Source organism: Ruegeria sp. CE12, assembly GCF_056537525.1.
In genome coordinates this window covers 63,106-88,949 of sequence record NZ_JBQFRS010000005.1, presented here as the reverse complement: position 1 = coordinate 88,949, position 25,844 = coordinate 63,106, and the positions used below count along the sequence as shown (strand labels likewise).

At 55.8% G+C, this 25,844-nt stretch carries 32 protein-coding genes; 11 read left to right on the top strand and 21 right to left on the bottom strand.

What is annotated here, in order from left to right; translation table 11 throughout:
* Positions 1 to 36: 36 nt before the first annotated feature.
* The 4 genes from ACR0IO_RS13405 (at position 37) to rplT (ending at position 2,805) form a co-directional block, all read left to right on the top strand.
* Positions 37 to 474, top strand: a complete 438-nt coding sequence (locus tag ACR0IO_RS13405; protein ID WP_170333989.1) for a universal stress protein — start codon at positions 37 to 39, stop codon at positions 472 to 474.
* Positions 475 to 488: 14 nt separating this feature from the next.
* Positions 489 to 2,042, top strand: a complete 1,554-nt coding sequence (locus tag ACR0IO_RS13400; protein WP_480742127.1) for an alanine/glycine:cation symporter family protein — start codon at positions 489 to 491, stop codon at positions 2,040 to 2,042.
* 182 nt (positions 2,043 to 2,224) lie between these two features.
* On the top strand, positions 2,225 to 2,425 hold the full coding sequence (gene rpmI, locus ACR0IO_RS13395) for a 50S ribosomal protein L35 (protein WP_005981143.1): 201 nt from the start codon (positions 2,225 to 2,227) through the stop codon (positions 2,423 to 2,425).
* A 14-nt stretch (positions 2,426 to 2,439) separates the two neighbouring features.
* Entirely contained in the window at positions 2,440 to 2,805 is a 366-nt protein-coding gene (gene rplT / locus ACR0IO_RS13390) for a 50S ribosomal protein L20 (RefSeq protein ID WP_008756009.1), read from the top strand.
* A gap of 108 nt (positions 2,806 to 2,913) precedes the next feature.
* Here rplT and ACR0IO_RS13385 read toward each other — a convergent pair whose 3' ends face one another.
* The 3 genes from ACR0IO_RS13385 to ACR0IO_RS13375 form a co-directional block, all read right to left on the bottom strand.
* On the bottom strand, positions 2,914 to 3,177 hold the full coding sequence (locus tag ACR0IO_RS13385) for a hypothetical protein (RefSeq protein ID WP_480742125.1): 264 nt from the start codon (positions 3,175 to 3,177) through the stop codon (positions 2,914 to 2,916).
* A gap of 123 nt (positions 3,178 to 3,300) precedes the next feature.
* Complete coding sequence (locus ACR0IO_RS13380; protein ID WP_480742123.1) at positions 3,301 to 3,762, bottom strand: hypothetical protein; 462 nt, start codon at positions 3,760 to 3,762, stop codon at positions 3,301 to 3,303.
* Between the two features lie 162 nt (positions 3,763 to 3,924).
* A complete protein-coding gene (locus ACR0IO_RS13375; protein WP_155149125.1) occupies positions 3,925 to 5,322 on the bottom strand; it encodes an aminotransferase family protein in 1,398 nt (465 codons plus the stop codon).
* Between the two features lie 223 nt (positions 5,323 to 5,545).
* Here ACR0IO_RS13375 and ACR0IO_RS13370 point away from each other — a divergent pair, with 223 nt between their 5' ends.
* Positions 5,546 to 7,177 carry an acyl-CoA synthetase gene (locus tag ACR0IO_RS13370; RefSeq protein WP_480742121.1) on the top strand — a complete coding sequence of 544 codons (1,632 nt, stop codon included), beginning with the start codon at positions 5,546 to 5,548 and terminating at the stop codon, positions 7,175 to 7,177.
* Here the strand turns inward: ACR0IO_RS13370 and ACR0IO_RS13365 are convergent.
* The 8 genes from ACR0IO_RS13365 to hmgA form a co-directional block, all read right to left on the bottom strand.
* Positions 7,174 to 7,515 (bottom strand): DOPA 4,5-dioxygenase family protein, encoded by a 342-nt coding sequence (locus ACR0IO_RS13365; RefSeq protein ID WP_480742119.1) that lies wholly within the window; start codon positions 7,513 to 7,515, stop codon positions 7,174 to 7,176. The genes ACR0IO_RS13370 and ACR0IO_RS13365 overlap by 4 nt on opposite strands.
* 87 nt (positions 7,516 to 7,602) lie before the next feature.
* On the bottom strand, positions 7,603 to 8,241 hold the full coding sequence (gene maiA, locus ACR0IO_RS13360; RefSeq protein ID WP_480742118.1) for a maleylacetoacetate isomerase: 639 nt from the start codon (positions 8,239 to 8,241) through the stop codon (positions 7,603 to 7,605).
* Positions 8,242 to 8,251: 10 nt separating this feature from the next.
* Complete coding sequence (locus ACR0IO_RS13355; RefSeq protein WP_480742117.1) at positions 8,252 to 8,449, bottom strand: DUF2783 domain-containing protein; 198 nt, start codon at positions 8,447 to 8,449, stop codon at positions 8,252 to 8,254.
* Positions 8,450 to 8,454: 5 nt separating this feature from the next.
* Entirely contained in the window at positions 8,455 to 10,065 is a 1,611-nt protein-coding gene (locus tag ACR0IO_RS13350; protein WP_480742115.1) for an FAD-dependent oxidoreductase, read from the bottom strand.
* A gap of 137 nt (positions 10,066 to 10,202) precedes the next feature.
* Entirely contained in the window at positions 10,203 to 11,153 is a 951-nt protein-coding gene (locus ACR0IO_RS13345) for an MBL fold metallo-hydrolase (protein ID WP_480742113.1), read from the bottom strand.
* A 10-nt stretch (positions 11,154 to 11,163) separates the two neighbouring features.
* A complete protein-coding gene (gene fahA, locus ACR0IO_RS13340; RefSeq protein WP_480742111.1) occupies positions 11,164 to 12,420 on the bottom strand; it encodes a fumarylacetoacetase in 1,257 nt (418 codons plus the stop codon).
* A gap of 45 nt (positions 12,421 to 12,465) precedes the next feature.
* On the bottom strand, positions 12,466 to 13,089 hold the full coding sequence (locus ACR0IO_RS13335) for a LysE family translocator (protein WP_480742109.1): 624 nt from the start codon (positions 13,087 to 13,089) through the stop codon (positions 12,466 to 12,468).
* Between the two features lie 9 nt (positions 13,090 to 13,098).
* On the bottom strand, positions 13,099 to 14,454 hold the full coding sequence (gene hmgA, locus ACR0IO_RS13330; RefSeq protein ID WP_155149142.1) for a homogentisate 1,2-dioxygenase: 1,356 nt from the start codon (positions 14,452 to 14,454) through the stop codon (positions 13,099 to 13,101).
* Positions 14,455 to 14,511: 57 nt separating this feature from the next.
* Here hmgA and ACR0IO_RS13325 point away from each other — a divergent pair, with 57 nt between their 5' ends.
* Both ACR0IO_RS13325 and ACR0IO_RS13320 read left to right on the top strand, forming a co-directional pair.
* The gene (locus ACR0IO_RS13325; RefSeq protein ID WP_480742108.1) at positions 14,512 to 14,964 is read left to right on the top strand and encodes a MarR family winged helix-turn-helix transcriptional regulator; all 453 of its coding nucleotides are present in this window, start codon (positions 14,512 to 14,514) and stop codon (positions 14,962 to 14,964) included.
* A gap of 61 nt (positions 14,965 to 15,025) precedes the next feature.
* The gene (locus tag ACR0IO_RS13320) at positions 15,026 to 16,261 is read left to right on the top strand and encodes an adenylate/guanylate cyclase domain-containing protein (RefSeq protein WP_155149146.1); all 1,236 of its coding nucleotides are present in this window, start codon (positions 15,026 to 15,028) and stop codon (positions 16,259 to 16,261) included.
* On the opposite strand, the gene ACR0IO_RS13315 is transcribed toward ACR0IO_RS13320, so the two are convergent.
* Positions 16,258 to 17,067: a division plane positioning ATPase MipZ gene (locus ACR0IO_RS13315; protein ID WP_480742107.1), complete on the bottom strand. Its 810-nt coding sequence runs from the start codon at positions 17,065 to 17,067 to the stop codon at positions 16,258 to 16,260. The two genes, ACR0IO_RS13320 and ACR0IO_RS13315, sit on opposite strands and share 4 nt — an antisense overlap.
* 218 nt (positions 17,068 to 17,285) lie before the next feature.
* Here ACR0IO_RS13315 and ACR0IO_RS13310 point away from each other — a divergent pair, with 218 nt between their 5' ends.
* From ACR0IO_RS13310 to ACR0IO_RS13300, 3 genes are all read left to right on the top strand, one after another.
* On the top strand, positions 17,286 to 18,173 hold the full coding sequence (locus ACR0IO_RS13310; RefSeq protein WP_480742106.1) for an AEC family transporter: 888 nt from the start codon (positions 17,286 to 17,288) through the stop codon (positions 18,171 to 18,173).
* 178 nt (positions 18,174 to 18,351) lie between these two features.
* Positions 18,352 to 19,356, top strand: a complete 1,005-nt coding sequence (locus ACR0IO_RS13305) for a fatty acid desaturase (RefSeq protein ID WP_480742105.1) — start codon at positions 18,352 to 18,354, stop codon at positions 19,354 to 19,356.
* Positions 19,353 to 20,054, top strand: coding sequence for a hypothetical protein (locus ACR0IO_RS13300; protein ID WP_480742104.1), 702 nt, complete (start codon positions 19,353 to 19,355; stop codon positions 20,052 to 20,054). The genes ACR0IO_RS13305 and ACR0IO_RS13300 overlap by 4 nt, the downstream gene beginning before the upstream one ends.
* 101 nt (positions 20,055 to 20,155) lie before the next feature.
* Here the strand turns inward: ACR0IO_RS13300 and rpmE are convergent, their stop codons facing one another.
* Entirely contained in the window at positions 20,156 to 20,377 is a 222-nt protein-coding gene (gene rpmE / locus ACR0IO_RS13295) for a 50S ribosomal protein L31 (protein ID WP_155149154.1), read from the bottom strand.
* 11 nt (positions 20,378 to 20,388) lie between these two features.
* The gene (gene rplS, locus ACR0IO_RS13290; RefSeq protein ID WP_155149156.1) at positions 20,389 to 20,772 is read right to left on the bottom strand and encodes a 50S ribosomal protein L19; all 384 of its coding nucleotides are present in this window, start codon (positions 20,770 to 20,772) and stop codon (positions 20,389 to 20,391) included.
* A gap of 391 nt (positions 20,773 to 21,163) precedes the next feature.
* On the opposite strand from rplS, the gene ACR0IO_RS13285 reads away from it, so the two are divergent.
* Complete coding sequence (locus ACR0IO_RS13285; protein WP_480742103.1) at positions 21,164 to 21,970, top strand: glycoside hydrolase family 25 protein; 807 nt, start codon at positions 21,164 to 21,166, stop codon at positions 21,968 to 21,970.
* Between the two features lie 5 nt (positions 21,971 to 21,975).
* On the opposite strand, the gene ACR0IO_RS13280 is transcribed toward ACR0IO_RS13285, so the two are convergent.
* The 7 genes from ACR0IO_RS13280 to rpsP all read right to left on the bottom strand — a co-directional run bounded on the left by ACR0IO_RS13280 (position 21,976) and on the right by rpsP (position 25,839).
* Positions 21,976 to 22,392 carry a hypothetical protein gene (locus ACR0IO_RS13280; protein WP_480742102.1) on the bottom strand — a complete coding sequence of 139 codons (417 nt, stop codon included), beginning with the start codon at positions 22,390 to 22,392 and terminating at the stop codon, positions 21,976 to 21,978.
* Between the two features lie 135 nt (positions 22,393 to 22,527).
* On the bottom strand, positions 22,528 to 23,337 hold the full coding sequence (gene trmD / locus ACR0IO_RS13275; RefSeq protein WP_480742101.1) for a tRNA (guanosine(37)-N1)-methyltransferase TrmD: 810 nt from the start codon (positions 23,335 to 23,337) through the stop codon (positions 22,528 to 22,530).
* Entirely contained in the window at positions 23,334 to 23,966 is a 633-nt protein-coding gene (locus ACR0IO_RS13270) for a hypothetical protein (RefSeq protein WP_480742099.1), read from the bottom strand. Before ACR0IO_RS13270 ends, trmD begins: the two co-directional genes overlap by 4 nt.
* A 182-nt stretch (positions 23,967 to 24,148) precedes the next feature.
* Complete coding sequence (gene rimM, locus ACR0IO_RS13265) at positions 24,149 to 24,652, bottom strand: ribosome maturation factor RimM (RefSeq protein WP_480742097.1); 504 nt, start codon at positions 24,650 to 24,652, stop codon at positions 24,149 to 24,151.
* Positions 24,645 to 24,794: a hypothetical protein gene (locus ACR0IO_RS13260; RefSeq protein WP_170333946.1), complete on the bottom strand. Its 150-nt coding sequence runs from the start codon at positions 24,792 to 24,794 to the stop codon at positions 24,645 to 24,647. The genes rimM and ACR0IO_RS13260 overlap by 8 nt, the downstream gene beginning before the upstream one ends.
* Before the next feature lie 6 nt (positions 24,795 to 24,800).
* Positions 24,801 to 25,436, bottom strand: coding sequence for a 5,6-dimethylbenzimidazole synthase (gene bluB, locus ACR0IO_RS13255; protein WP_480742095.1), 636 nt, complete (start codon positions 25,434 to 25,436; stop codon positions 24,801 to 24,803).
* Positions 25,437 to 25,449: 13 nt separating this feature from the next.
* Complete coding sequence (rpsP, locus tag ACR0IO_RS13250; RefSeq protein WP_010437590.1) at positions 25,450 to 25,839, bottom strand: 30S ribosomal protein S16; 390 nt, start codon at positions 25,837 to 25,839, stop codon at positions 25,450 to 25,452.
* Positions 25,840 to 25,844 lie beyond the last annotated feature (5 nt).

Here is a 25,844-nt window from a genome sequence, read left to right as displayed (position 1 = left end):
CGGGCCTCGATTAAACAAACAAAACGGAGGAACGGCATGACAACGAAAATTGTCATTGGACTGGACGGGACAGAAACCGGAGAACGCGCAATCGCTTTTGCCAAGGACATGGCTCAACGTATTGGATCGTGCGAACTTCTGGCGGTGTATGTCATTGAATGGTCCCCATTTACATTTCAGACACCGGAAGAAAACGCCCTGCGCCACAAACGGCGTGAGGAGGAAGTTGAACTCGCGACATCCCGAATTGTGAACCCCGCGGTGGATGCACTCAAACAAGCCGGGTTCGAAGCACATGGCATCGTGCGCCATGGCGATGTTGCCGAGACGCTGAACGAAATCACTGTCGAAAACGGTGGATCGCAAATTGTGGTCGGTCGGGCCTCGGCGGATGGTTTCAAGAAACGTCTGTTCGGAAGCTCGACACAAAATCTGGTCATGCATGCCGATGTTCCGGTCACGGTCGTGAACTGAGGGGAGGGATTGAGATGAAAACGCTAAAACAACTAAGCCTTCCTGCAATCGTCGCAATGTTCGCGGCGGGCGCTGCCACGGCTCAAGAAGCGCCAGGCATTGATGAAAAGATCAATCAGGCGTTTGCTGATTTTACTGGACCATTCGTCAGCTTCATATTTGCACCATTTCCGGGAACTGGGTTTCCGTGGATCGTAGGGTGGCTGGTGATTGCGGCAACAGTATTCACGCTGTATTTCGCCTTTGTTCAGCTACGCTTCTTTGGCCATGCGATCAGCTTGGTAAAGGGCGACTATTCTGATCCCAACGATGCGGGCGAGGTCAGCCACTTTCAGGCATTGGCAACTGCGCTGTCTGGTACTGTTGGCCTTGGTAACATCGCCGGGGTGGCGGTGGCCGTGGGCATTGGCGGGCCGGGAGCGACCTTCTGGATGATCGTCGCGGGTCTGTTGGGCATGGCGTCGAAGTTCACCGAATGTACGCTTGGCGTGAAATACCGCAATGAATACGAGGATGGCACCGTTTCAGGTGGTCCAATGTATTACATGTCCAAAGGGTTCAACGAGTTGGGTCTGCCGGGCGGAAAGATACTGGCCGTACTGTTCTCGATCTTCTGTATCCTTGGCGCGCTGGGCGGGGGCAATATGTTCCAGGCCAATCAGGCGCATCAGCAGATCGCAGGCATCTTCGGACAATACCCTGGCTGGATTACAGGTGTTGTCTTTGCAGGCATCGTTTTCGCGGTGATCGTCGGCGGTTTGAAATCCATTGCTCGGGTGACTGAAAAAGTCGTTCCGTTCATGGGTATCATGTACGTTCTGGCTGCCATCGTAATCATTGCGATGCACGCAGACCAGATCGGCTGGGCTTTCGGCCAGATCTTTGCAGGCGCTTTCACCGGACTTGGTGTTGCGGGCGGCATGGTCGGTGCGTTGATTCAGGGTTTTCGTCGGGCCGCCTTCTCGAACGAAGCAGGGGTTGGTTCCGCAGCCATTGCACACTCGGCCGTTCGGACCAAAGAGCCGATCACTGAGGGTTTTGTATCCCTGTTGGAGCCGTTCATCGACACAGTTGTGATCTGTACCATGACTGCGCTGGTGATCATCATTACGCAGCAGTTGATCGTCGATCCGGAAACCGGTCTTTACATGCTGACCGAGGATGGCAGCGGGATCGCCACCGTTGACGGCAATTCCGGCGTTAGCCTGACATCGGCGGCCTTTGGCAGCGCCTTTAGCTGGTTCCCGTATGTCCTTGCGATTGCGGTGGTGCTGTTTGCCTTTTCGACCATGATCAGCTGGTCCTACTATGGCCTCAAAGCCTGGACCTATCTGTTTGGTGAAGGTCACACCAAGGAACTGGTGTTCAAGATCATCTTCTGCATTTTTGTGGTGATCGGTGCAGCGGCCAATCTGGGTCCGGTCATTGACTTCTCGGATGCAGCAATCTTTGCGATGGCGGTTGTGAACGTCTTTGCGCTCTACTTCCTGATGAAAGTGGTGCGCCAGGAGTTGGCTTCCTACGCGTCGCGGCTTAAGAGCGGAGAAATCCGTAAGTTTGCGGACTAAAATGACTTCACCGGGGTGGTCTTGCTGCCCCGGTGACCGACCAGCGCCTGAAAAGCGCAAAAACTGGTCGAAAACCCCTTGCCAGTATGACCGAACTTGCGTAAACGGCGCTTCTGATCGCGTGACCGGCCGAGATGGCATGCCGAGTCGCGTTTGGAACCGAACCCCGAAAGGAGACGGAAATGCCTAAGATGAAGACAAAGTCGAGCGCCAAGAAGCGCTTCAAGGTGACTGCGACCGGTAAGGTCATGGCAGGCCAGGCCGGTAAACGGCACGGCATGATCAAGCGGACCAAGAAGTTCATCCGCGACGCCCGTGGCACCACCACCCTGTCCGCCCCCGACGCCAAGATCGTCAAGGGCTACATGCCCTACGACCGCTAAGAGGAGATTAAGAGATGTCCCGCGTTAAAGGTGGAACCGTAACTCACGCCCGTCACAAGAAGGTCATCAAGGCCGCCAAAGGTTACTATGGCCGCCGCAAGAGCACCTTCAAGGTTGCCCGTCAGGCCGTCGACAAGGCCAACCAGTATGCAACCCGCGACCGAAAGAACCGCAAGCGCAACTTCCGCGCGCTGTGGATCCAGCGTATCAACGCTGCTGTCCGTTCGCATGACGAAGCACTGACATATTCTCGCTTCATCAACGGCCTGAACCTGGCCGGTATTGAAGTGGACCGCAAAGTTCTGGCGGACCTGGCCGTGCACGAACCGGAAGCGTTCGGCGCGATCGTCGCCAAAGCTCAGGCCGCTCTGGCTGCCTGATCCTCTATTCAGAGAGACAGTGAATAAAGGGCCGCTCCGAAAGGAGCGGCCCTTTTCATCTCGATTGGTGCACTGTTCTTGGAGCGAGAAAAGCGAAGCGGGCTAATGCTACTGGGGACCAGAGGTCTGATAGTCCCGGCTCCACCCATCTTCGTACTCCCCCAACACTCTGGAAAGATCCAGAAGTGAAGCAAAGAAACGGGCATAGACATCCCGTGACAACAAAGGCTTGTTGTCGTCCAGCAACTGTACAAATTTGACGACATCCGAGGCGATTGCTTCATAGACTTGCTTGTCCGCGGGCGTCGGGTCCAGGGTCCAGATATTATGTTCATCATAGTATCTGGCTGGCTGTGGTTCGTCATCGTTCATCAAGTGGTTCCTTCAGTTTGAAACACACTTGGGAGCGAAGAAAACACAGGCAATATCTGTGGCTTGAAGTCACAAGTAATTGGCGGGAGTAACAAATTTTTCTGATCAAAGCCGATCAAATTCTCAATTTTTGCCGTCCTTCTTCACCAGTTGCGCCGCAAAAGCCACGCCCGTTCCCGGACCGGCGTAAGTCACCATGATCACATCATCCAGATAGACACCGTTGAAAATTCCGGACGATACGTCATCTCCTGATATCCCCGCTTCTGCCAGAACAAAGCGGGTAGGGTCGTCCAAACTAAACGTGCCCATCGCCTCTTCGACGATCCACTCGGTATCGCCAATCCGACGCCATCGGTTCGTGGCGGTGATCAGGTTGCCATCCAGCTTGGTGATCTCCAGCTCCATCTCGGTTTTCAGCAGTCCTTTTTCGTGGTTCGGGTTGGATTTGGCGAAGGCGACCAGATAGGTACCATGCCAGGTGCCTACGATCTGTGGAAAGCCGCTGCCTTCGTCGGCGTTGGATGGGGTGGCGACGGCAAGAATGACCAAAGCGGCGAGGCTTCGGAAGAAGTTTAGTACCATTGGACAAATCTCCTGCATTGCGATGAGGTGGAGGCAGGGTACCTGAGTTGGTTCTTTTGACAAACCCGTGTGAGCAAACGCAAAAAAACCGGCGCGGTGGGCGCGCCGGTTTCGAGGTTTCCGCCTGATGGTGTGAGTGGTGGCGGAGGTAATTTACGTGCGTCAGCCGAATACACGCCCCAGAGCGCCATCAACCGCATCAGTGATCTGGTCGATGTCGTCTGCAGTTGCAATCAGCGCAGGCGAGAAGCACAGCGTGTTGTTGCGGCTGGGGATCGAGCGGTTGGTAGCCCCGATGATGACGCCCTGCGCCATACAGTCCGCCACAACTGCTTGAACGCGTTTCTCGTCCATCGGGTCCTTGGTGGCCCGGTCCGTTACCAGCTCAGCGCCCAGGAACAGGCCCTTGCCGCGGACGTCGCCGATCACCTTGTGCTTTTCCATTAGCGCCTGCAGGTTGCCCATCATGCGGTCACCCATGTCGGTGCAGTTCTGCAGCAGGTTTTCGTCTTCGATGATGCGCATGTTCTCAATCGCAGCAGCCGGACCGGCGGTGCAGCCACCAAAGGTCGAGATGTCACGGAAGTAGTTCAGCGGATCCGAGGCGTCGTCCTTGAACATGTCGAAGACTTCTTCGGTTGTGACCATCACAGCGATCGCTGCATAACCCGAGGCAACGCCTTTGGCCATGGTCACGAAGTCCGGCTTGATGCCGTACTGCTGATAGCCGAACCAGGTGCCGGTACGACCCACGCCGCAGACAACCTCGTCAATGTGCAGCAGGACGTCGTACTTCTTGCAGATTTCCTGCACGCGTTCCCAATACCCTTCGGGCGCTTCGATAACGCCACCGCCTGCGGTCACTGGCTCGAGGCACAGCGCGCCTACGGTTTCAGGGCCTTCGCGCAGGATCACTTCTTCGATCGCATCTGCGGATGCCTTGCCGAACGCCTCACCGGACAGGTCTTCCATGCCCAGTTCATGCTTACGGTACTCCATGCAGTGCGGAACGCGAATGAAGTCGGGGGCAAACGGGCCGTACTGCGCAGTACGCTCGTCCTGACCACCTGCCGACATGGTCGCCAGGGTCGAGCCGTGATAGTCGCGGTCGCGATACAGGATCTTTGTTTTCTTGCCGCCATAGCGCTTGTGCGCGATCTGGCGAACCATCTTGAACACCTTCTCGTTCGCCTCAGAGCCCGAGTTAGTGTAATAAACCCGGCTCATGCCCGGCATTTTGTCGATCAGCTTTTCTGCAAAGATCGAACCGGGGATCGAACCCGCGGTATTCGCGAAGTAGCACAGCTTCATCAGCTGGTCGTAGACGGCCTTGCAGATGGATTCGCGGCCGTAGCCCACGTTTACCGTCCACACGCCGCCAGAGACCGCATCCAGATGCTCTTTGCCTTTCTGGTCCCAGACACGCATGCCTTTGCCTTCGACAATGATACGGGGATCATTGGTTTCAAAAGGCTTATGCTGGATCAGGTGATGCCAGATATGGGCGCGGTCGGCTTCGACCACACGGGAAAGATCGTTTTCGTTGAACGTGCCGTCCATGACATGTCCTTTCAAGAGTGAGGCAGCGCGCGGGAATCAAGTAGCCCGGTCAGCGCGTATTAACGTGATGCTGCAGATCAGCGCGAATGGCCGATGCGAAGTAGGGCCAGATTCGCTGATAGGTTATCTCCAGTATTTCTACCAGTTCGTATTTTTACGGGTTTGTATTGGTAGATGCTTTGTGCTCAATACGCCAATCCGACGATTTTGGGAGGAATGGCGGATGACATCCGACAGCATCTATCAGCGCCATCTGGACAAGACCCCGGCGAACTTTACGCCGTTGTCACCGCTTAGCTATCTTGAACGAACGGCCGCCGTTTATCCGGACTACCCATCCGTGGTTTATGGTGCGCGCCACTATACATGGTCGCAGACCTACGACCGATGCCGCCGTCTGGCGAGTGCGTTGATTTCACGCGGAGTCGGGCAGGGCGATACTGTATCGATCATCGCCGCCAATATTCCCGAGATGTATGAGGCCCATTTTGGTGTACCGATGGCCGGAGCGGTCCTGAACGCGATCAACACGCGATTGGATGCCCCAATCATCGCCTTCATTCTGAACCACGCTGAGGCAAAGGTCCTTTTTGTTGATCCTGAGTTTTCATCGGTGGTCAAAGAGGCTCTGACACAGGTCGAGCGGCCTGATCTGCTGGTCATCGATATCGAAGACCCCTGTTTTGACGGGGGCGAGCGGCTTGGGGACCTGACCTACGAAGCGTTGTTGGCGGAAGGTGATCCCGAATTCGATTGGTCATTGCCGCAGGATGAGTGGGACGCAATCACGCTCAACTATACGTCCGGAACGACGGGTAATCCCAAGGGTGTGGTTTACCATCATCGCGGTGCGGCACTGAATGCGACGTCGAACATACTGACTTGGGGCATGCCACAGCATTCGGTTTACCTGTGGACGCTGCCAATGTTCCACTGCAATGGCTGGTGTTTTCCATGGACCATGGCTGCGAATGCAGGTGTGTCGGTTTGTCTGAGGGCCGTACGGGACGAGCCGATCTATCAGGCCTTCCGCGAAGAGCGTGTTACTCATTTCTGCGGAGCACCCATTGTTCTGAACATGCTGGCCAATGCGCCTGATCACCTCAAGGACTTTGATCACCAGATCAAGGTAATGACTGCTGGCGCACCACCGCCAGCCGCTGTGATCGAAGCGATGGAAGGCATGGGGGTTGAAGTGACCCATGTCTATGGTCTGACCGAAACCTATGGGCCGTCGGTCGTTTGCGCATGGAAAGACGAATGGAACGACAAGGGTGCCGAGGATCGCGCAGCTTTGAAGGTTCGTCAGGGCGTAAAGTATGTCGCTTTGTCTGGTCTGATGGTTGCCGACCCAGACACGATGGAACCTGTTCCCGCGGATGGCGAGACGATGGGTGAGATCTTCATGCAGGGTAACATCGTCATGAAAGGATACCTCAAGAACCCAGATGCCACTGACAAGGCGTTCAACGGTGGCTGGTTTGCTTCGGGCGATCTGGGCGTGATGCATCCCGATGGCTATATCGCACTGAAGGACCGGTCGAAGGACATCATCATTTCAGGGGGCGAGAATATCTCGTCCGTCGAAGTTGAAGGTATCCTGTACAAGCACCCATCAGTGATGGAGGCTGCGGTCGTCGCTCGCCCGGACGACAAATGGGGTGAAACGCCCTGCGCCTTTGTCGAACTGAAGCCAGGGGCCGAAGTGACGGATGCCGAGCTGATCGCATTTTGCCGGGACAACATGGCCCACTTCAAGGCACCCAAAACTGTGGTGTTCGGGGCGCTGCCCAAGACCTCGACAGGCAAGATACAGAAGTTCGTATTACGTGATCAGGCGCGCGCGCTGACCTAGGCGTCGAGCCTGTCAAAGATCGAAAGGTCAAGATCCAGCATCTCGCCCATCCAGATGGCTCGATCCCGGTGATCCTCAAGATGTTCACCGGTTTCTGGATGGGTGAATACAGTTAGTCCCTTTCGGTTCAGCATGAGCCAGGGAATGACTTTGTCGAATGCATCTGCGGCAAAACCCAGCTGGCAACTCCAGCGTGGATGTGGACCGACATTGTGTGCATGCATTCTGCCCAGCTGAACGGGAAGCAGACGCGCGGCCTCTTCGCAAACCTGCTGCGCTGCGTATTGCGTTTCAGCGTCGAAATAGACATGCGCGTGATAACCTGTGATCTCTGGCATCGTGACCTCTTTTGTCTGTTTCGACGAAATTAGGGTCAGCCAGAGATGAATTGTACCCGTGTTTGCACACAGATTCTGTGCGTCGAACTATGAAGGCGCGTTCGCGTTGGGATGCGCTGCGGCAAATGCAGGGTGTTCGGTACAGGCTGCTTCAACGCCAAGAATGCGCGGCATGTCGAACAAGTCCACCTCCCAGCGTCGGGCGTTGTAGATCTGCGGCATCAGGCAGATGTCCGCCAATCCGGGGTTCGAACCTGTGCAATAAGGGGCTTGGTCAAACTCACCCAGCATGGCCTCGAACGCCTGAAGACCGGGCCGGATGAAGTTGCGCATCCAGTCGCCCGGCATACCCTCGGCACCGCCACTGAGTGCGGTCGCGTATTTGGCAACTGACAGATTGCAAACCGGATGAACATCTACGGCAATAGCATGTGCTAGCGCCTGAACTCCTGCTCTTGGACCGGGTTCTGCCGGGAGAAGTTGTAATCCGCGCGTCTGATCCAGATAGTCAAGTATTGCCAGCGATTGCGTCAGGCGCAGACCATCAATCTCAAGCACCGGGACGAAGCCCTGAGGGTTGCGTGTGCGATGAGCCGTCCCCCTTTGTTCGCCTTTGACGAGGTCCACGACAACCGAGCGATAAGCGATGCCTGCCAGATTCAGTGCGATACGCACACGGTAGCTGGCCGATGACCGCCAATAATCATAGAGGACGACATCGCTCATCCCAATCTCCTTATTCGTCCGCCAGCGTGGCAGCTCTGATTGCCTGAGACAGAACAGACCGGTCGCCGATGTGATTGGCCAAAACCAGTACAAGGCGCGCGTTCAGGGCGTCGCTGTCGGCTTTTTCCAGCCCCTCATGTGCGGCCAGAAGATCGGCATAGAAATCATCAGCGTCATCGATGTTCGGGGTGAGGATCAGGTCACTCATTGCGCTTACTCCTTACCACTGGCCCGACGGATGGCGTGCCGGAATGCGTTGTCTTCATAATTGTCGCGCCGCGCGGCGACATGTTGATCCGGACGGATCAGGTAGACAGCACTGGTCGCATCACCAAGGTAACGGCGTTTGAGTTCCAGTGTTGGATCGTCTTTGACCGACAAGGCCAGTCGGGTGACTTCGATACCGTCTTCCTCGATCACATCCGGGGCGTCAGCGTCGATTGTGAGCAAAGTGAATTTACCAGCCAGCTTCGGCAGCAGGAATTCATTCCCCAGTGGCGCATCGGGGCAGGGTGAACCGGGTCGGGTGCGCGCAGGCCCATCCAGTGCATCTGCTGAGTTTAGCGGCGATCCGTCATAGGTGCAGGGAACGCTCAGACGACCCGAATTCACCAGCGGGCGGGCAAATTCGTGATGCTCACTCAGATCCAGCACGGCATCCCGCAGGATGCGCGACATCTGGGATTTCGGCGTAATGAAATCGGTGGACCGGGTTGAATTGAGGATGTTTTCATCCGCGCCATGAACGCGCTCGACATCGTAGCTGTCGAGGAGCGATTCAGGCGCTTTGCCATCAATCACCAGCTTCAGCTTCCAGCACAGGTTGTCAGTATCCTGCATTCCGGAATTGGCCCCGCGGGCACCAAACGGACTGACCTGATGCGCGCTGTCGCCCGCAAAGATCACTCTGTTGTGGCGGAACTTTTCCATTCGACGGCATTGGAAGGTGTAGATCGACACCCATTCCAGTTCGAATTGGACATCTTCGCCCAACATCGCCTTGAGGCGTGGGATCACGTTTTCGGGCCGCTTTTCCCGCTCTTTGTCGATATCCCATCCCAGTTGCAGGTCGATGCGCCACACACCATCGGGCTGTTTGTGTAGCAGCGCAGATTGTCCCTTGTTGAAGGGCGGATCGAACCAGAACCAGCGCTCGGTCGGAAAGTCGGCATCCATGATCACATCGGCGATCAGGAAATTGTCCTCGAATACGCGCCCGACAAAGTCGAGACCCAGCATCCGACGCGTGGGCGATCCTGCACCGTCGCAGGCAATCAGCCAGTCTGCCTCGACAGTGTAGGAACCTTCAGGGGTCTCGACCTCCAGCTTGACGTGATCGTCATGGGTTCCGATCGCTTCGACCTTGTTGCGACCACGAATCTCGATGGGCGCGCCTTGTTCCTGCAGTTCGCGGACACGGTCCACCATGAACTGTTCAAAATAGTATTGCTGAAGATTGATAAAGGCGGGGTTGGCATGCCCTTCCTCGGGCAACAGGTTGAATTCATAGACCTGCCGCTCGTCAAAAAAGACCTTGCCAACGTTCCATTGGACCCCCTTATCGACCATCGGGCGGCCGCCCCCCAACCGATCAGCGATTTCGAGCGTGCGCTTGGCAAAGCAAATGGCACGGCTGCCAAAGCTGACCTTGTCATTGTCATCCAGAACCACGACCTCGATACCTTGCTGGGCCAGATCGATTGCGGCGGCCAGGCCGATCGGTCCTGCTCCAATCACGATAACCTTGTGACGAACCGGAGCCGGTGCGTCCTGATCCGGGCTGCGCGTGTAGGCGTAGAGTGGAATTTCAAAAATCTTGTTCATGGGCTCTCCCCCCAATGCTCGTGCGCTTGCGGCACACAAATCTGGTGCTCCGGCAGAGGATTGCCGGAGGTCATGACGAATGGTCTCATCGATTCTTGTCGGGCGACACGATCTGGATCAAAGCCGCCCGCATTTCCTTAACCCTGCAGAGCTTCCCACATCTCCAGATCGCGCTGGGCTGTCCAGATACGGGGCGTGTCTATGCCACGAGCCTCGTCGTATGCTCGGGCAACGTTGAATGGCAGGCAGTGTTCGTAAATCGCATATTCAGCAAATTTCGGGTCACATTCGGCCCGCACCGCATCCCATGCTTCTTTCAGAGAACCGCCACGTGCCGCTACTTTCGCCGCCGGGCGATAGGTGCTTTCGACAAAGTCGCGTGTGTTTTCGATGGCTGCATTGACCATGTCCTTGCCAACCAGCGCATCGCCCCGGCCCGGTGCGATGGCATCGACGTCGAACCATTTGATCTCGTCCAGCGTGTCACCCCAGTCACTGAAGTGACCGTCACCGCAATAGCAGGCCGAGTGATACTCAACGATGTCACCGGTGAACATCACGTTCTGATCGGGCACGTGGATCACAATGTCTCCAGCGGTGTGGGCGCGGCCCAAATGCATCAGATCGACCCGGCGGTTGCCCAGATAGACGGTCATCGTGTCGCTGAACGTGGTGGTGGGCCATGTCAGACCCGGGATGCTTTCATGCCCTTCGAATAGGCGCGGGAAACGCTGGAATTCGCTGTCCCAGTCTTCCTTGCCGCGTTCGACGACCATGGCGCGGGTCATGTCCGACATCAGGATCTGCTGCGCGCCAAAGGCACTGGCACCCAGTACACGGACCGCGTGGTAGTGGGTCAACGCGACATGGGTGATAGGTTTGTCGGTGACCGAGCGCACGCATTCGATAACCTTGTTCGCCAGACGCGGAGTCGCCTGTGCCTCAACAATCATCACACTGTCATCGCCGATGATAACGCCCGAGTTCGGATCACCCTCGGCGGTGAAGGCATACAGGCCATCACCCACTTCGGTGAATGAGATTTTCTTTTCCGACATGTCCCCCTGGGACGCGAAAGCTTTTGCCATGATGGTTTCCTTATCGTGCGTAGGGGTTTGCAAGGGCAGGTAGGACGGTTCCGACACAGTCGCCAAAGCCGATGGTGTAGCCATCCCCTTTGGCGGCACCTTTCAGGGTCAATGTGTCACCATCTTCGATGAAATTACGGGTCTCACCGGTGTCCAGCGTCAGCGGTTCCTTTCCGCCCCAGCTAAGCTCCAGCAGCGAGCCGCGTTCAGGCTTGGTTGCGCCCGAGATCGTACCTGAGCCCAGCAAATCGCCAACGTTCATCGGGCAGCCCGATGTCGAGTGATGTGCCAGCTGCTGAGCGGCAGAGTAGTACATCTCTTTGTAGTTGGTTTCTGCGATGGTGGTTTCTGCTTTGCCCTCTGGTGCCATCGTGACCTGAAGGTCGATGTCATAAAGCATCGGGCCGCAGTCTTTCAGATGGTCCAGCAGTTCGAACTCGCGCTCGGGCGTGTCGCAGCGGAAAGGCTCCAGCGCCGCTTTGGTCACTATCCATGGGCTGATCGATGTTGCAGTTGCCTTGGCCTGGAACGGGCCAAGTGGTTGATATTCCCACGCTTGTATGTCCCGGGCAGACCAATCGTTGAGCAGGACATAGCCAAAGATGTGATCATCCGCTTCCTGCACTGAAATTGGGCCTTCGGACGGGGTGCCGACAATCGCACCCATTTCCAGTTCGATGTCGAACCGGCGGCAGGGCAGGAATGCCGGCTTGTCGTGGTCGGGGGATTTCAATTGCCCCCACGGGCGGCGCACATCTGTGCCTGAAACGACGACCGACGAGGCGCGACCGTTGTAACCGATCGGGATGTGCAGCCAGTTCGGAGGCAGCGCATTTTCCGGACCACGGAACATCGTTCCAACGTTGAAGGCATGGTTCCGACCGGCATAGAAATCCGTGTATTCGCTGACAGCGAACGGCATATGCATCTCGGCATCTGCTTGGGCTACCAGCAGGGGCTCTACCTTGTCTTGTTCTTCTGTCCCATCCGCGAGCAGGGCAATCAGACGCTCACGCAGTGCGGCCCACACAGCGGGGCCTTCTTCCATCAATGGGTTCCAAAATGGCAGGTCGAAGAGCGGTTCATCAGTCAGTTCGATGAGGCCTTCATCTTCGGCTGCGGTCACGTCCAGGATCATATCACCGATGGCGACACCGCAGTGCGGATCCGATCCGTCTGTCGAGAAAACACCGTATGGCAGATTGTTCAACGGAAACGGGTGATTTGCCTCATTGGCCGAAGTCACCCAGGATTTCATCAAAGACATATGTTGTCCTTCTATTTTCGCGGGAACCAACCCGCGGTAACGTGTCTAGGAAGCCGAACGAAGGGATTTGAACCCCAGCAACAGAGCGGCGACAATCATGAAGCTGCCACCGATCCGATCCAGCCACAGTCTGGCGGGCCCCGTTAGCCGATTGGCTAACCAGCTTGCACTGCCGCCGTAGGCCACCAGAAACAAGCCGTCGATTGTTAAGTAAGTTGCAGAAAGAACCGCAAACTGCATCCAGAACGGTTGCTGCGCATCTATGAACAGCGGAAACAAAGCTGCGAAGAATACAACCGCTTTTGGGTTTGCCGCTGAGGTGATGAAGCCTTGCAGCCAAAGAGTTTTGCGACTGCTCAGGTGGGCCACTTGTGAGGCCTTGTTCTCAGCTTTCAAAATCACCCGTAGGCCCAGGAACACGAGATACGCTACGCCCAGCCACTTAATCACTGCCAGCGCCGTGCCAGATGCGGCGATGAGAGCGGCAAGGCCGAGGCCCGCCGCCAGCATCTGCAGTAAATTCGCAGTCAAATCGCCCGCTGCCGTGAACAATCCGCGTCCCAATCCATTTGCGGCTGAATTTGACAACATCAGCAACTGGCTGGGGCCCGGAGTGCTCATCAACAGCAATACCGTAGCAACGTAGGTGATCCAGGAATCGAGGGTCATTTTAGGGCGCTACTTCCTTCCAGGGGTCCCATCGAACTTTTTGTCGATATCGGTCCAGCAATCGATGTAATCATCCTGCAATGGCGCTTCGTTCGCCGCAAACGCGGTCAGATGCTGCGGGAAGCGTGTTTCGAACATGAACGACATGGTGTTGTCGAGCTTATCCGGACCCAGATTGGAATTGGAGGCTTTTTCAAAGGCTTCCTTATCCGGTCCATGCGGAATCATCATGTTGTGCAGGCTCATGCCACCCGGGACAAAGCCCTGCGGTTTGGCATCGTACTGTCCATAAATGTTGCCCATCAGTTCCGACATAATGTTCTTGTGATACCAGGGTGGGCGGAATGTATCTTCCATCACCATCCAGCGTTCACGGAACAGAACAAAGTCGATATTGGCGGTGCCGGGTTGACCCGAAGGTGCGGTCAGGACGGTAAAGATAGACGGATCCGGGTGATCAAACAGGATCGCGCCGACCGGGCAATAGGTGCGCAGATCATACTTATAAGGCGCGTAATTACCGTGCCACGCAACGACGTCCAGAGGGCTGTGCCCGATTTTCGTCGTATGGAACTGGCCACACCACTTGATCGTCACCGTAGAAGGCACCTCACGGTCCTCAAACGCTGCGACTGGGGCCTTGAAATCGCGCGGATTGGCCATACAGTTGGCACCAATCGGCCCACGACCGGGCAGTTCGAATTTTTGACCGTAGTTCTCGCAGACAAAGCCGCGGGCCGGGCCCTCGAGTACCTCGACACGGTACAGCAGTCCGCGCGGGATGATGGCGATCTCTTTGGGCTCCAGATCTATGATGCCCAGTTCGGTAGCAAAGCGCAGGCGACCTTCCTGTGGCACGACCAGTAACTCGGAGTCGGCTGAGAAGAAATAATCATCCACCATCGATTCCGTTACCAGGTAGATGTGGGTCGCCATGCCGACCTGAGTGTTAACGTCACCGGCCGTGGTCATCGTGCGCATGCCCGTCAGCCAGTTCAGGCCTTCGTCAGAATGCGGGACCGCATCCCATCGATACTGTCCAAGGCTGATGACATCCGGATCAACGCAAGGTGCTGATTTCCAGTATGGAAGATCAATTTTTTCGTAGCGATGTGAATGTTTTACTGATGGGCGGATGCGATAGCACCAGGTCCGCTCCGGCGGATTTGCGGTAAAGGCTGTGCCACTCAGTTGCTCGCCATACAGGCCATAATTGCACTTCTGAGGGCTGTTCATGCCTTGGGGCAAAGCGTCGGGCAGAGCTTCGGTTTCAAAATCGTTGCCAAAGCCGGGCATGTATCCGGCATGCGTACCAACAGGAGTGCTGGCCTGGGTCATCTGATGCGGGTCGGTCGGACGATTCATCGTGTGTTCCTCCGTTTACTGCTTGTCGGATAATAGTTGATTTTGTAACTAACAAGCATGACACATCACGAAAATGACGAAAAAGATGAGTTTGATCTGCGGAATTTCCTGCCATTCCTGCTGAATCAGGCCGCTGAAGAGAGTGCGTTGGAGTTTCAGCGCGTCTATAAGAATCGCTACGGACTGCTGCGCACCGAATGGCGTGTCCTGTTCCATCTGGGCAATTATGGTGAGCTGACAGCCAAGGACATTGGCCTTCAGGCAAAAACACATAAAACCAAGATCAGCCGGGCTGTCCATAAACTAGAGCAACGCCGTTATCTCAAGCGTGAGCGGGATGAGAGGGACCGCAGAGTCGAGCGCTTGACGCTAACACCCGCCGGGCAAACCGTGTATCGTGAACTGCGTAGTTTCGCTGAGGAATATGACGCCAGACTGACTGCAAAGTTCACCAATGGCGAGGCTGCACTGCTGAGAATGATGTTGCGTCGTCTCGCAGGTATGGAGTGACCACTGGTAATCGCGAGGTGGTGTTCCCAGATAAGCACTGGGACAGACACAGGAAAAAGAAATGACAACGACGGAGACCCCTGCCGCGAATGCGAATGATCTGATCGAATGGCTGGTCACGCGCGGGTTGGAAGGGGCCGAGCAAGAAGAGCTTTTAGACGGATATTGTAATCGGCTGGTCGAAATGGGCATCCCTCTGATGAGGTTTCATGCGGCACAATCGACACTGCATCCCGTCTATGGTGGAACTGGCTATAGCTGGTACCAGGATCGCGGTGGTGAGTATGCGACTTTCGAATATACGGAAGAGCCGAGCGAAGTATGGCGCAACAGCCCTCTATTCGCAATTTTGAACGAGGATCTGGATGATCTGCGCGAACGGCTTGTAGATCAGAACGAGCCCAGCCGGTATCCATTGTTGAACGAGCTGCGCGAGATCGGCGCGACAGACTACTATGCAACCGGAGTTTCTTATGGAGCTTCCGGACACATTCCTGCAAACGGCACTCAGAAAACCGGTGATGGGGTTCTGATGTCCTGGACCAGCAACGCCCCTGATGGATTTCAGGAACGCGACATTTCCCTAATACACGAGGCTCTGCCGCATCTGGGGCTGGCTCTGAAGTCTGCGAAAAATGATAAGTTGGCTCGCGATCTGCTGCGCGTTTATCTGGGACGCGACGCCGGTAAGCGCGTCCTTTCGGGTGAAATACGGCGCGGTTCGCTTCAGCAGATAGATGCGGTTATCTGGAACTTTGATCTCGAAGGGTTCACCAGCCTTTCCGAGGAGATGCCGGGAAACGAGATCATCAAGATGCTGAATGATTACCTCGACGTTGCGGTGTCTGTTGTGCACGAATGCGATGGCAGCATTCTCAAGTTCATGGGTGATGGACTGATGGCCATGTTTGACGTGGGTGAGATTGATGCTGACGCCCGCGCAGCCCTGCGCGCGGTTGCTGTACTGCAGCAGCGTATGGCTGATCTTAACAAGAGACGCGAAGCAGAAGGGTTGCCGACTGCGAACTTCACACTGGCTTTGCATGCAGGTGAGATTCTGTATGGGAATATCGGATCTGAGAACCGATTGGACTTTACGGTCATCGGTCCCACAGTGAATCAGGCCGCTCGTATCGCGGAAATGCATCGGTCGCTTGGGCAGCGCATTCTGATTTCTGACGATGTAGCGCGTGCAGCGCAGCCCTGTGCTCAAAACCTGATCTCGGTCGGCCGCTACATGTTGCGCGGCGTACCTGAGCCCAAAGAGCTGTTTACGATATACCGGCCTGCGGCTTAGAAATCGACTTCCACGCCCGGCAGGTTCATTTCGCGCATCATGTCGCGTAGTTCCTGCCGCGCAGCGATGTTTGAGATGTTCAGCTGTTTGACCCCGATATCCTTGAGGTCCAGCAGAGTAAGCCCGCGCGGGAACAGCTCTCGGAAAATCACTCGCTCCGAAAAGCCCGAGGCGACGCGGAAGCCAATCCTCTGCGAGAGCATCTCAATCGCGCGCTGCATCTTTTCCTTGTTGACCATACGCTGCGTACCGACACGGTTGCGTACCACCACCCAATCAATCGGTTTTAGGCCGGCCTGTGCCCGCAACTGGCGCGCGTTCCAGACCATCTCGGAATAGACCGAAGGGCCAAGAATCTTTTCACCTTTTGAATCGATCCGGGCCAGAAGGTCGAAATCGATGAAGCTGTCGTTCAGCGGCGTAATCAGCGTATCGGCGAGCGAATGTGCTACCTGGCTGAGGCGTGTGTGAGAGCCCGGACAGTCTATCAGGATGAAGTCGCTGTCGCTTTCAAGCTCGGCAACAGCTGCAGACAGGCGGTGATCATAGATGTTCTCGCCCGGTTTCAGCGTACTGGCGTCAATCTCGGGAAGATCGTGATGCCGAGGGCTGGGCAGGGGAGCCTCTGCGCCATTCAGGAAATTGACACGGTTCTCAAAATACCGTCCAAGGCTGCGTTGCCGCAGGTCAAGATCCAGTGTGCTGACCTTATGACCTAATCGGGCAAGTGCCGTTGCCACATGCATCGATACGGTCGATTTGCCTGCGCCACCTTTTTCGTTCCCGACGACAATGATATGTGCCATGCTTGTATTCCCAAGTCTCGCCGTGTTTGTCTACACGTTGTTGTTGGCCACTATATGTTGTGGCGGCGCCGAAGGGAAGAACCCCAGACGGTTCTGTGGCGCAATATCAGTCTCTAATTTGGAAAATCTCGCAATGATCGTGGCTTGCACCCCACGCTTGCCAACGGCCTTGGCCTGATTCACTGTCAGGATTGGGGTTTCGGCGGGGAGGGCCGGGGTTGGATCACCTGTTTCTGAACGTGTTGAACGTGGTTCTTCCGGTGCTGATTTGCGCAGGAGCCGGTTATAGCCTGGCCCTGCTTAAGGCACCCTTTGACAACAAGGTTGTGGGTGGCATCGTATCCAGGGTCGGGTATCCAACGCTTATCATCTCACATCTGTCCGCGACTAAGCTCGAAATCAGTACCTTCCTCGATATGATGGCGGCGGCAGCGCTGGCTATTGCAGCCTTTGGGGTACTGGGGTTTGCGACCCTCAAGATACTGCGGCTACCGGTTCGCGCCTTTCTGACGCCGTTGATGCACGGTAATGTGGGTAATATTGGTCTGCCCATTACGTTACTGGCGCTGGGCGATACCGGTATGGCCTATACTATGGCCTTTGTTGTGGTGGTGTTAATCAGCATTTTCACTGTTGGAAAGTGGATACCGGCTGGAGAGTTTTCGCCCAAAAAGCTCGTCACCTCCCCGATTATCTATTCCGTGATCATCGCGCTGGGCCTTATGTCCACGGGGTACAGTCTGCCGCAGCCGGTGCTGAAGTCCTTTGATATACTGGGTGGCTTGTCGATCCCCCTGATGCTTCTGACACTGGGTCACACATTGGCCACGTTGCGGATCAAAGGTCTTGGTGTAGCGATGCTGCTGACGGCTTTGCATCTGGTTATGGCGGTCGCGATCGCCAGTACGTTGGTCTGGATTTTCGGGTTTACGGGTGCCGAGCGGGGTGCGCTGATCCTGTGCTGTTTGATGCCATCCTCGGTGGCAACCTATCTGTTCATTGACCAGCATGTACCGGAATACGGGCCGGACGTGGCCGGGTTCATTTTGGTATCGACCATAGCAACCATTGTGACTCTGCCATTGGCGTTATCCTACTGGATCTGAGGGCTTTGCGAGACCTGAGGAAGTGCTGCTCCAGTCGACCTGTCAATCCGCCAAACGTTAGGTAGGAAGCTGTTTTGTATAAACAAAATATTAATGTGTATTTTCCCTAAGCTTGACCGCAAGTCTGACGTGTGACTAGAATTCAGGATCGTATCCAGGTTGCGTGGAGACGAATGTAGTGAGTTTTGAACGTGAAGTTTATGCCGCATCACGCCGTTTTGCGCGGTCCGATGACCGTCGTGCGTGGTGGGAGTTGATAGTTAGTCTCACACTTTATGCCGGTGCGATGGTAGCCGGGTTGTCGAGTATTGGAAATTGGTGGCTTATGGTGCCAGCTGTGGTTGTCGCAGCCGCTATGGGACTGCGGATCTACATGATCCAGCACGATTGCCTGCACAGGTCCTTCTTTACCTCTCGAAATCTGAACGATCGGGTGGGTACACTGTTGTCGCCAATCGCGATGACGCCTTATCGCGCCACGCGCTATATTCACGGGCAGCACCACACGTATGTGAGTGACCTCGAAAGGCGCGATACATTCGAGATATTCACTATGACACTGACAGAGTGGCAATCCGCCCCTGCCTGGAAACGACTTCAGTATCGCATCTATCGAAGTCCGGTCCTGCTGATCCTGATCGGTCCGTTTGTGCTGTATGGCGTCTTGCGACGCATGCCCCTCTACGGGTTCAAAACCGGAGTAGGGGATCTGATCCTGCACAACCTGTTGCTTGGTGGCTACTTGGTGCTCATCTGGTGGCTCTCAGGATGGGGCGGCATAGCGTTCTGGGCCGCGTCCTTCTATTTGGCAAGCGTCTTCGGTGCATTGATCCCCTATGTTGTCCACAATTTTGAGGAAATCTACTGGGGTAGACGCCCTGAGTTGACGTTCAAAACAGCGGCTCTTGAGGGCAGCGCGGTTCTGGACTGGGGCAGGCTGTTTGATTGGGTAACTATGAATATTGGTTATCATGACCTGCATCACCTGAACGCCAAGATTCCAGGCTACAAGCTCGGCACTGCTCACGCTGAGCTTGAGGCTGAGGGGCTGCTGCATTCCCGGAAGATCGGTTTCTGGCAAGGCCTCGGCTGTCTGCGATGGAAACTCTACGACGAAGAGAACGGGCGCATGGTTCCCTTTCCTCTGTACCAGCGCCGAGGCCGTGTCACTGCTGCAGAATGAGGGGGCGTCTGCTTTTGGCGATGACCTTTCTGTTCGCGGCGTGCGGCGACAGCGGACCTGTTTATCCAATTCAGAGCGAGCTCTATGATTGGGTGAAAACTCCGGAGGCGATACATCCGGAATCCGATCAATCGCCCGTCATCTCTGATCCGGTTATTACGTTTCGCCTGAAGCGAGGCGAGAGGCAGTCGGCTCTAAGAGCTGGCGAGGATTGGCGGACTGGTCAGATCAGACTCTTCGGTTTTGACGTGCGGGTTGTGGGCAACATGTTGCCTTCGGAGGTCGTAGATGTATCGCAACTTTATCGAGTAGGGAGCCCTTCAACCAAGATCACTTCGGTGCAGCTTGATGCGAAACGAGGCGTAACCGTGTTTGGGCGCACGTGTATTGCCGCGAAAGACCTGGGCGCATGGCACAGGGTCGAGATGCGAATCCGGCTGCGCAACGATGACTTTGGGTATCTGGAGGTTTTCTGTGACCGAAAGCCAGTTTGGGCCAGAACAAACATCCGAACCACTTTCCCTCCGGTATGTCGCATCCGCGAAGGATGTAATTTGGCAGTGCCCGAGCCGCAGAGGTATGAGTGGCTGGTCGGTGTCATGGCAGATCACGGCGTGTCCAAACCTTTCACCCTGCAGATGCAGAAGTTGCATCACAGGCTGCTGATTTATACGCCAAATCGTGCTGGGAATTTGTGACATCTAGCCCACGGATTTGATCACCACCGCATGATGTTGGTTTTCACAAAAAAAGGCCGTCCTTTCGGGACGGCCTTTTCTGAGAACAATCAGGTTGGGGTTTAGAAGCCCAGACCTTCGTATTTCTTCTTGAACTTCGACACTCGGCCGCCGGCGTCCATCAGGCGCGACGAACCACCGGTCCACGCAGGGTGCGAGGAGGGGTCGATTTCCAGAGCCAGCTGATCGCCTTCGGCGCCCCAGGTGGATTTCATCTGTACTACGGAGCCATCGGTCATTTTGACGTTGATGAAGTGATAATCGGGATGGATGTCTTTTTTCATCTTTCCGCTCCTTACGCCTCGGCGCCAGCCTTGGGCTTGTAGTTGGTGACTTCTGCGATACGCGCGGACTTACCACGGCGAGAGCGCAGATAGTACAGTTTGGCGCGACGAACGCGGCCACGGCGGACAACGGTGATGCTGTCGATGTTGGTCGAATGCAGCGGGAACACACGCTCCACGCCTTCGCCAAACGAAATCTTGCGAACGGTGAACGAACCGGCAATGCCGTCGCCGTTTTTGCGCGCGATGCAGACGCCTTCGTAGTTCTGCACACGGGTGCGCGAGCCTTCGGTCACTTTAAAGCCGACACGGATGGTGTCACCGGCTTTGAAATCGGGGATGTCTTTCCCCAGGGCGGCAATCTGTTCCGCCTCAAGCTGTGCGATCAGGTCCATCGCAGTTACTCCTATCTGCTCGTGGTTGGTCCACGAAGTTAAGCACGGCCTGAGAGCTCTTGGTCTTCACCGGGTCCTGCGTACAGCCCGCCAGAGATCAGATCGAATGTTCCTTATGTCTGGTTCGTCTTGCCGCGCCGTGGCCGAAGAAAGCCGGGCGTCACGACATGATGCAAACCAAAACACCGGAGTCGCATGTCGCGACACCGGATTGCGGTGCTTTAAGAGCTTTGGGGTCAGTGATCAAGCCCTTTGACGCATGTTTTCTCAAGATAGCTGACTCTTTTGACGGTGGGTTTTCGCCGCCCGCACAAATGCACCGTTGCCTTGATGCGTGGATTTGGCATTCTGTGGTCAATAATACGAGCAGAAATTTGAGACAGGAACAGTGATGCGCATTGCAATCTTGCTGGCACTCATGGGTGCTGTGCTTATGTCATGCGGCCGGCGTGGCCCGCAGCCTCAGGCCATAGAGCCTACACCGACTGCCGATGCCAAAGCGCCCGCTGTAATCTATCCCAAATTCGGTGATGCTGATCCTCATGAGTGGGAGGGCCGCCATCCCGGACACTACCCCATCCATGGCCTTGATGTTTCACGCTGGCAGGGTCCGATCGACTGGCATACGGCAAAAGCGTCGGGTGTCAGTTTCGCGTTTTTGAAAGCGACTGAAGGTGGTGATTTTGCGGATCCTTTGTTTGAGGATCATCGCAAGGGAGCGCAGGCGGCGAATGTACCCTGGGGCGCATATCACTATTATTATTTCTGCCGCCCGGCTGCAGAGCAGGCTCGTTGGTTTATTGAAAACGTACCCAAGGGCGCGGACCTGCCGCATGTGCTTGATATGGAATGGACCCCACATTCCAAAACCTGTACTTTGCGCCCTGATGGCAAGACCATCCGCTCCGAGGCGCAGAAATTCCTGAACATTCTGGAACGGCACTACGGCCGCAGGCCCATTGTTTACACCACCGTGGATTTCTACGAAGACACCGATATCGGGCGCTTACCAAAAACCGACTTCTGGCTCCGATCGGTCGCCGGGCATCCGCGACAGGTTTACCCGAATGCGATCTGGCGTTTCTGGCAGTATACCGGGACCGGGCTTGTGCCCGGCGTGCAGGGCAAGGTGGATATCAACACCTTCAACGGCACGCCGGAGATATGGGCCCTTTGGAAGGCCGGCAACTACTACTGAGGCAGTTAAGTACCGTAGGTCTCGATGGTGCCACCACCAATCAGGTGGCCCAGTCGGCGTTCGCGCTCGTCGCCAAAGGAATTATTCAGCCAGAATACTTCACCCTCATTTAGTTCGCGACGTTTGAAACCACGCTCGGCTAGGCACCGATGTACCTGATCGATTTCTCCCTGCGCTCGCAGACTATCCTCAGCCGGGATCGTCACAAGCGGGCCTATCACAACGCCAGCTATGAGAATGCTGGTCATGTAGCCCCCGACCACGGCGGCATTTCCACCTTCCGGCGACTCACCAATACACGACTCCATAGCAGAGCGCGCTGAGTGCAGGTTATGGCCATCCTGTGTAGGGATATAACGCTCAAGTGGTTTTGTGGTGCAGGCCGAAGCGGCCAGCAGCGACAGAATTAGTAACTTTTTCATTAAGCAGCCCGAATCGATTTATTCTGCAATTGCTTTTTTCAGCATCTTTATGCGTGAGTATATTGAGACTAAAACAACCGCAAATCGCAATTTGTCAAAACTCAACCCTGCGTCCTGTGCGCCACAGTCGGGATATCAATCGGAGTTTTCGTCGTGTGATTTCAGGTAGCTATCCCACACGTCGGGCCGTCTTTCACGCGTGATGTTTTCTGCCATTTTATGGCGCCACTCAGCAATGCGGCCGTGATGGCCGGACATCAGCACCTCGGGAATCGGTCGACCTTTCCATTCCGCAGGGCGCGTGTATTGAGGATGCTCCAGCAGCCCCGATGAAAAGCTCTCTTCTTCGGTCGAAGCCTGATTTCCAAGAACTCCGGGGATCAATCTAACGGTAGCATCTATCAGCGCCTGCGCCGCAATCTCACCGCCGGTCATGACAAAATCGCCCAGCGATACTTCTTGAACGCCGTAATGTTCCAACACTCGTTCATCGACGCCTTCAAACCGTCCACATAACAGTGTCATACCATCACACCGCGCCAGATTTTGCATCATGCGCTGATCCATTCGGCGACCACGTGGGCTGAGATAGATCAGGGGCCAGTTGCCACGAATACCCGTCATGGTGTGCTCGATGGCTTCGCCAAGAACATCGGCACGCAAAACCATACCCGCACCGCCGCCTGCTGGAGTGTCATCCACGTTGCGGTGCTTGCCGACACCAAACTGTCTCAGATCAGTGGTTTCCAGCTGCCACAACCCTTCCTGCAGCGCTTTGCCCGTTAGGCTTTCGCCGAGCACGCCGGGGAACGCCGATGGAAACAGCGTAATTATTTTTGCCTTCCATACACCATGAAGATCCGGCGTTGGTGTCATCAGCTCGCGCGGTTTCAGGGTCGGCCGGATAGCCTTGCGGCCATGGGATTTGCTGGGTTTGTCAGTCATGTCGTGGCAGTCAGGCTATTTTGAGCGGATTGGATGAGATCGGCTTTCTGTCTGACAAGCTCCGTATCGTCCAGTCCGGAACGATTTAGTTGCAACATCCCGGCAAGGGTGTTTTCAGTTAGGTGAGGATTGGCGCGGGTTGGGCCAATCAGTTGGGACGCTTTACTGAGGCGCAGGCCCAGAAATTCCGCGAATGGGCTGCCGGGGCCGTACTCTTTATCCTCCAGTTCTTCAAGCCATTCGGTTTGAACATCGATCGATGGTAACCGCTCCTGAATGGCTTCAGCGGTGGTCTGAAGTGAAGGCAAGGCGTCAAGATGCGATCGGTAGGTTTCGAAGTCCTGAACAAGGCGCAAGCGTTGTAGGTCGTGCGCCCAGAGGCTGCGAAGCCAGCTTCCGCGCTGCCTCAGCGACAGATAGATAGTAATATCGAGTTCTTCGCCTGCGAACCGATTACGAATTGTGTCAACCAGGCAGGCGGCAATATCGGGTGCGGCTTCATAGCCAACCGCGACGTTGCGGCTGGGGCGCAGGCCCGAGAAGTTTTCTTCGCTTAGAATAAGACCGCGTTTGGTGCCAAAGTTTGTGGCCTCAAGGAAGTCGCGCATCTGATTGCCGAAATCGGCCAAGGTGCGTGCAGTACCATACAGAGAATGCCGGGTTGCGGCATCGGCCAGACCAGTTTTTCTGGTTTTGTATGGCAAGACCAATGCGTAGTGAGGCCAGATCAACTCGCGATTTTCGAAGAGGAACGATTGCGCGGCCGTGACGCCGGTTTTGTGCAGGCCTAAATGCAGGAAAACCCGCCGCATCAAAACAAACCATCGGGCGGATCGGCGACAACACGGCCTCGCTCCAGATCAACTGTAGGCACGTTTGCTAGTGTAAACGGCAACAATACCGTGGCTTTCAAGCCTGACCCGTGAACTTCCAACAGATCGGCTGCACCGTGGTTCTGTACCGATTTTACACGCCCTAACAGGGCACCTCCGGTATCATAAACTTCCAGCCCAATGAGGTCAGTATGATAGAATTCGTCATCCGGTAGCGAGGGTAACTGATCCCGGTACGCAAACAGACGCAGACCTTTGATAGCATCGGCTTGCTCTTTGGTCTCAATTCCCCCCAAACGGGCGGCGAAACCATTCTTGATCGCACGTGTCAGGACCAGAGGATACCGTTCCGCACCGTTCTCGTCGGTCAGAGGCGAGTAGGTTTCGATATCTTCAGGAACGGCGCAATAGCTTTTGAGCCGTACTTCGCCGCGCACCCCGTAAGAGCCGGCAATACTTCCGACACAGATCAGATCAGTCATTGGGCGCTTCCGATGCTACACATAGTCCGTTCTGCCAAACACCACGTTCGGCACAGGCCTCGCGTTGGTTGCTGCGTTCAAAGAACACGCCCACAATAAATGCGATCAGCAGCAGGATGGGAAGTCGTATCAGTCCAAACATCTGCCTTTACCGCGTTTCGAGATGCAATCGGGCGCTGCGCTGTTCCCAGCCAGCGCGTTCAAGTTCGGGCCGTTCTGACATTTCTTCCGGCCAGCCTACACAGTAATAGCCGACCAGAGACCAATCGTCAGGCACGTTCAGGTCACGCTTCATTCGTTCGGGATCAAGGATCGAGACCCACCCCAGACCCAACCCTTCTGCCCGCAAGGCGAGCCAGAACAAGGTGATCGCGGCGACGACGGAATAGCGACGCATCTCGGGCATTGTGCCCGCGCCCAACCCCAGTCCTTTGTTGGTCGACTCGTCGGAAAAAACGGCCAGTTGAACGGGCGCTTCCTGCATGCCGGACAGTTTCAGGCGGCTGTACTTCAGCGCTTTGTCACCCGAATAGCCTGCAAGGGCCTGTTCATTGGCGTTTTGGAAATTCTCCAGCGCTGCGGCCCGTGCCGCCGCGCTTTCGACGCGAATGACGCGCCAAGGTTCGCTCAGCCCAACCGAAGGGGCCAGTCGAAATGTGTCGAGGCAGCGCATCAGCACTGCCTCGTCCACAGGGTCGGTGCGAAACCGACGCACATCGCGCCGGAGCCGCATCAACAGTTCGAACTGCGTGCGGAATTCGTCAGTGAATGTCTGATCCTGCACGCGCCCGCCTTGCTTATTCTTCAGCAGCAGCTTCTTCAGCCGGAGCAGCAGCGGCCTCAGCAGCTTCAGCTGCCTTCGCGGCTTTCTCTTCTGCGCGCTCCTGAGCTTTCTTGCCCGGGGTACCCTTGTTCGGGTTGTTGCGTTCGGCCTTGTCGCGTGCGCCTGCAGCTTCCAGCATACGTGCGATACGGTCAGTCGGCTGCGCGCCCTGGTCCAGCCAGTACTGGATGCGCTCCATGTTCATTTTTACGCGCTCTTCGCTGTCTTTCGGCAGCAGCGGGTTGTAGGTGCCCAGCTTCTCGATGAAACGACCATCGCGGGGCATGCGGCTGTCAGCAGCCACGATGCGGTAGAAGGGACGTTTTTTCGAGCCGCCGCGGGCGAGACGAATTTTCATTGCCATGGTGG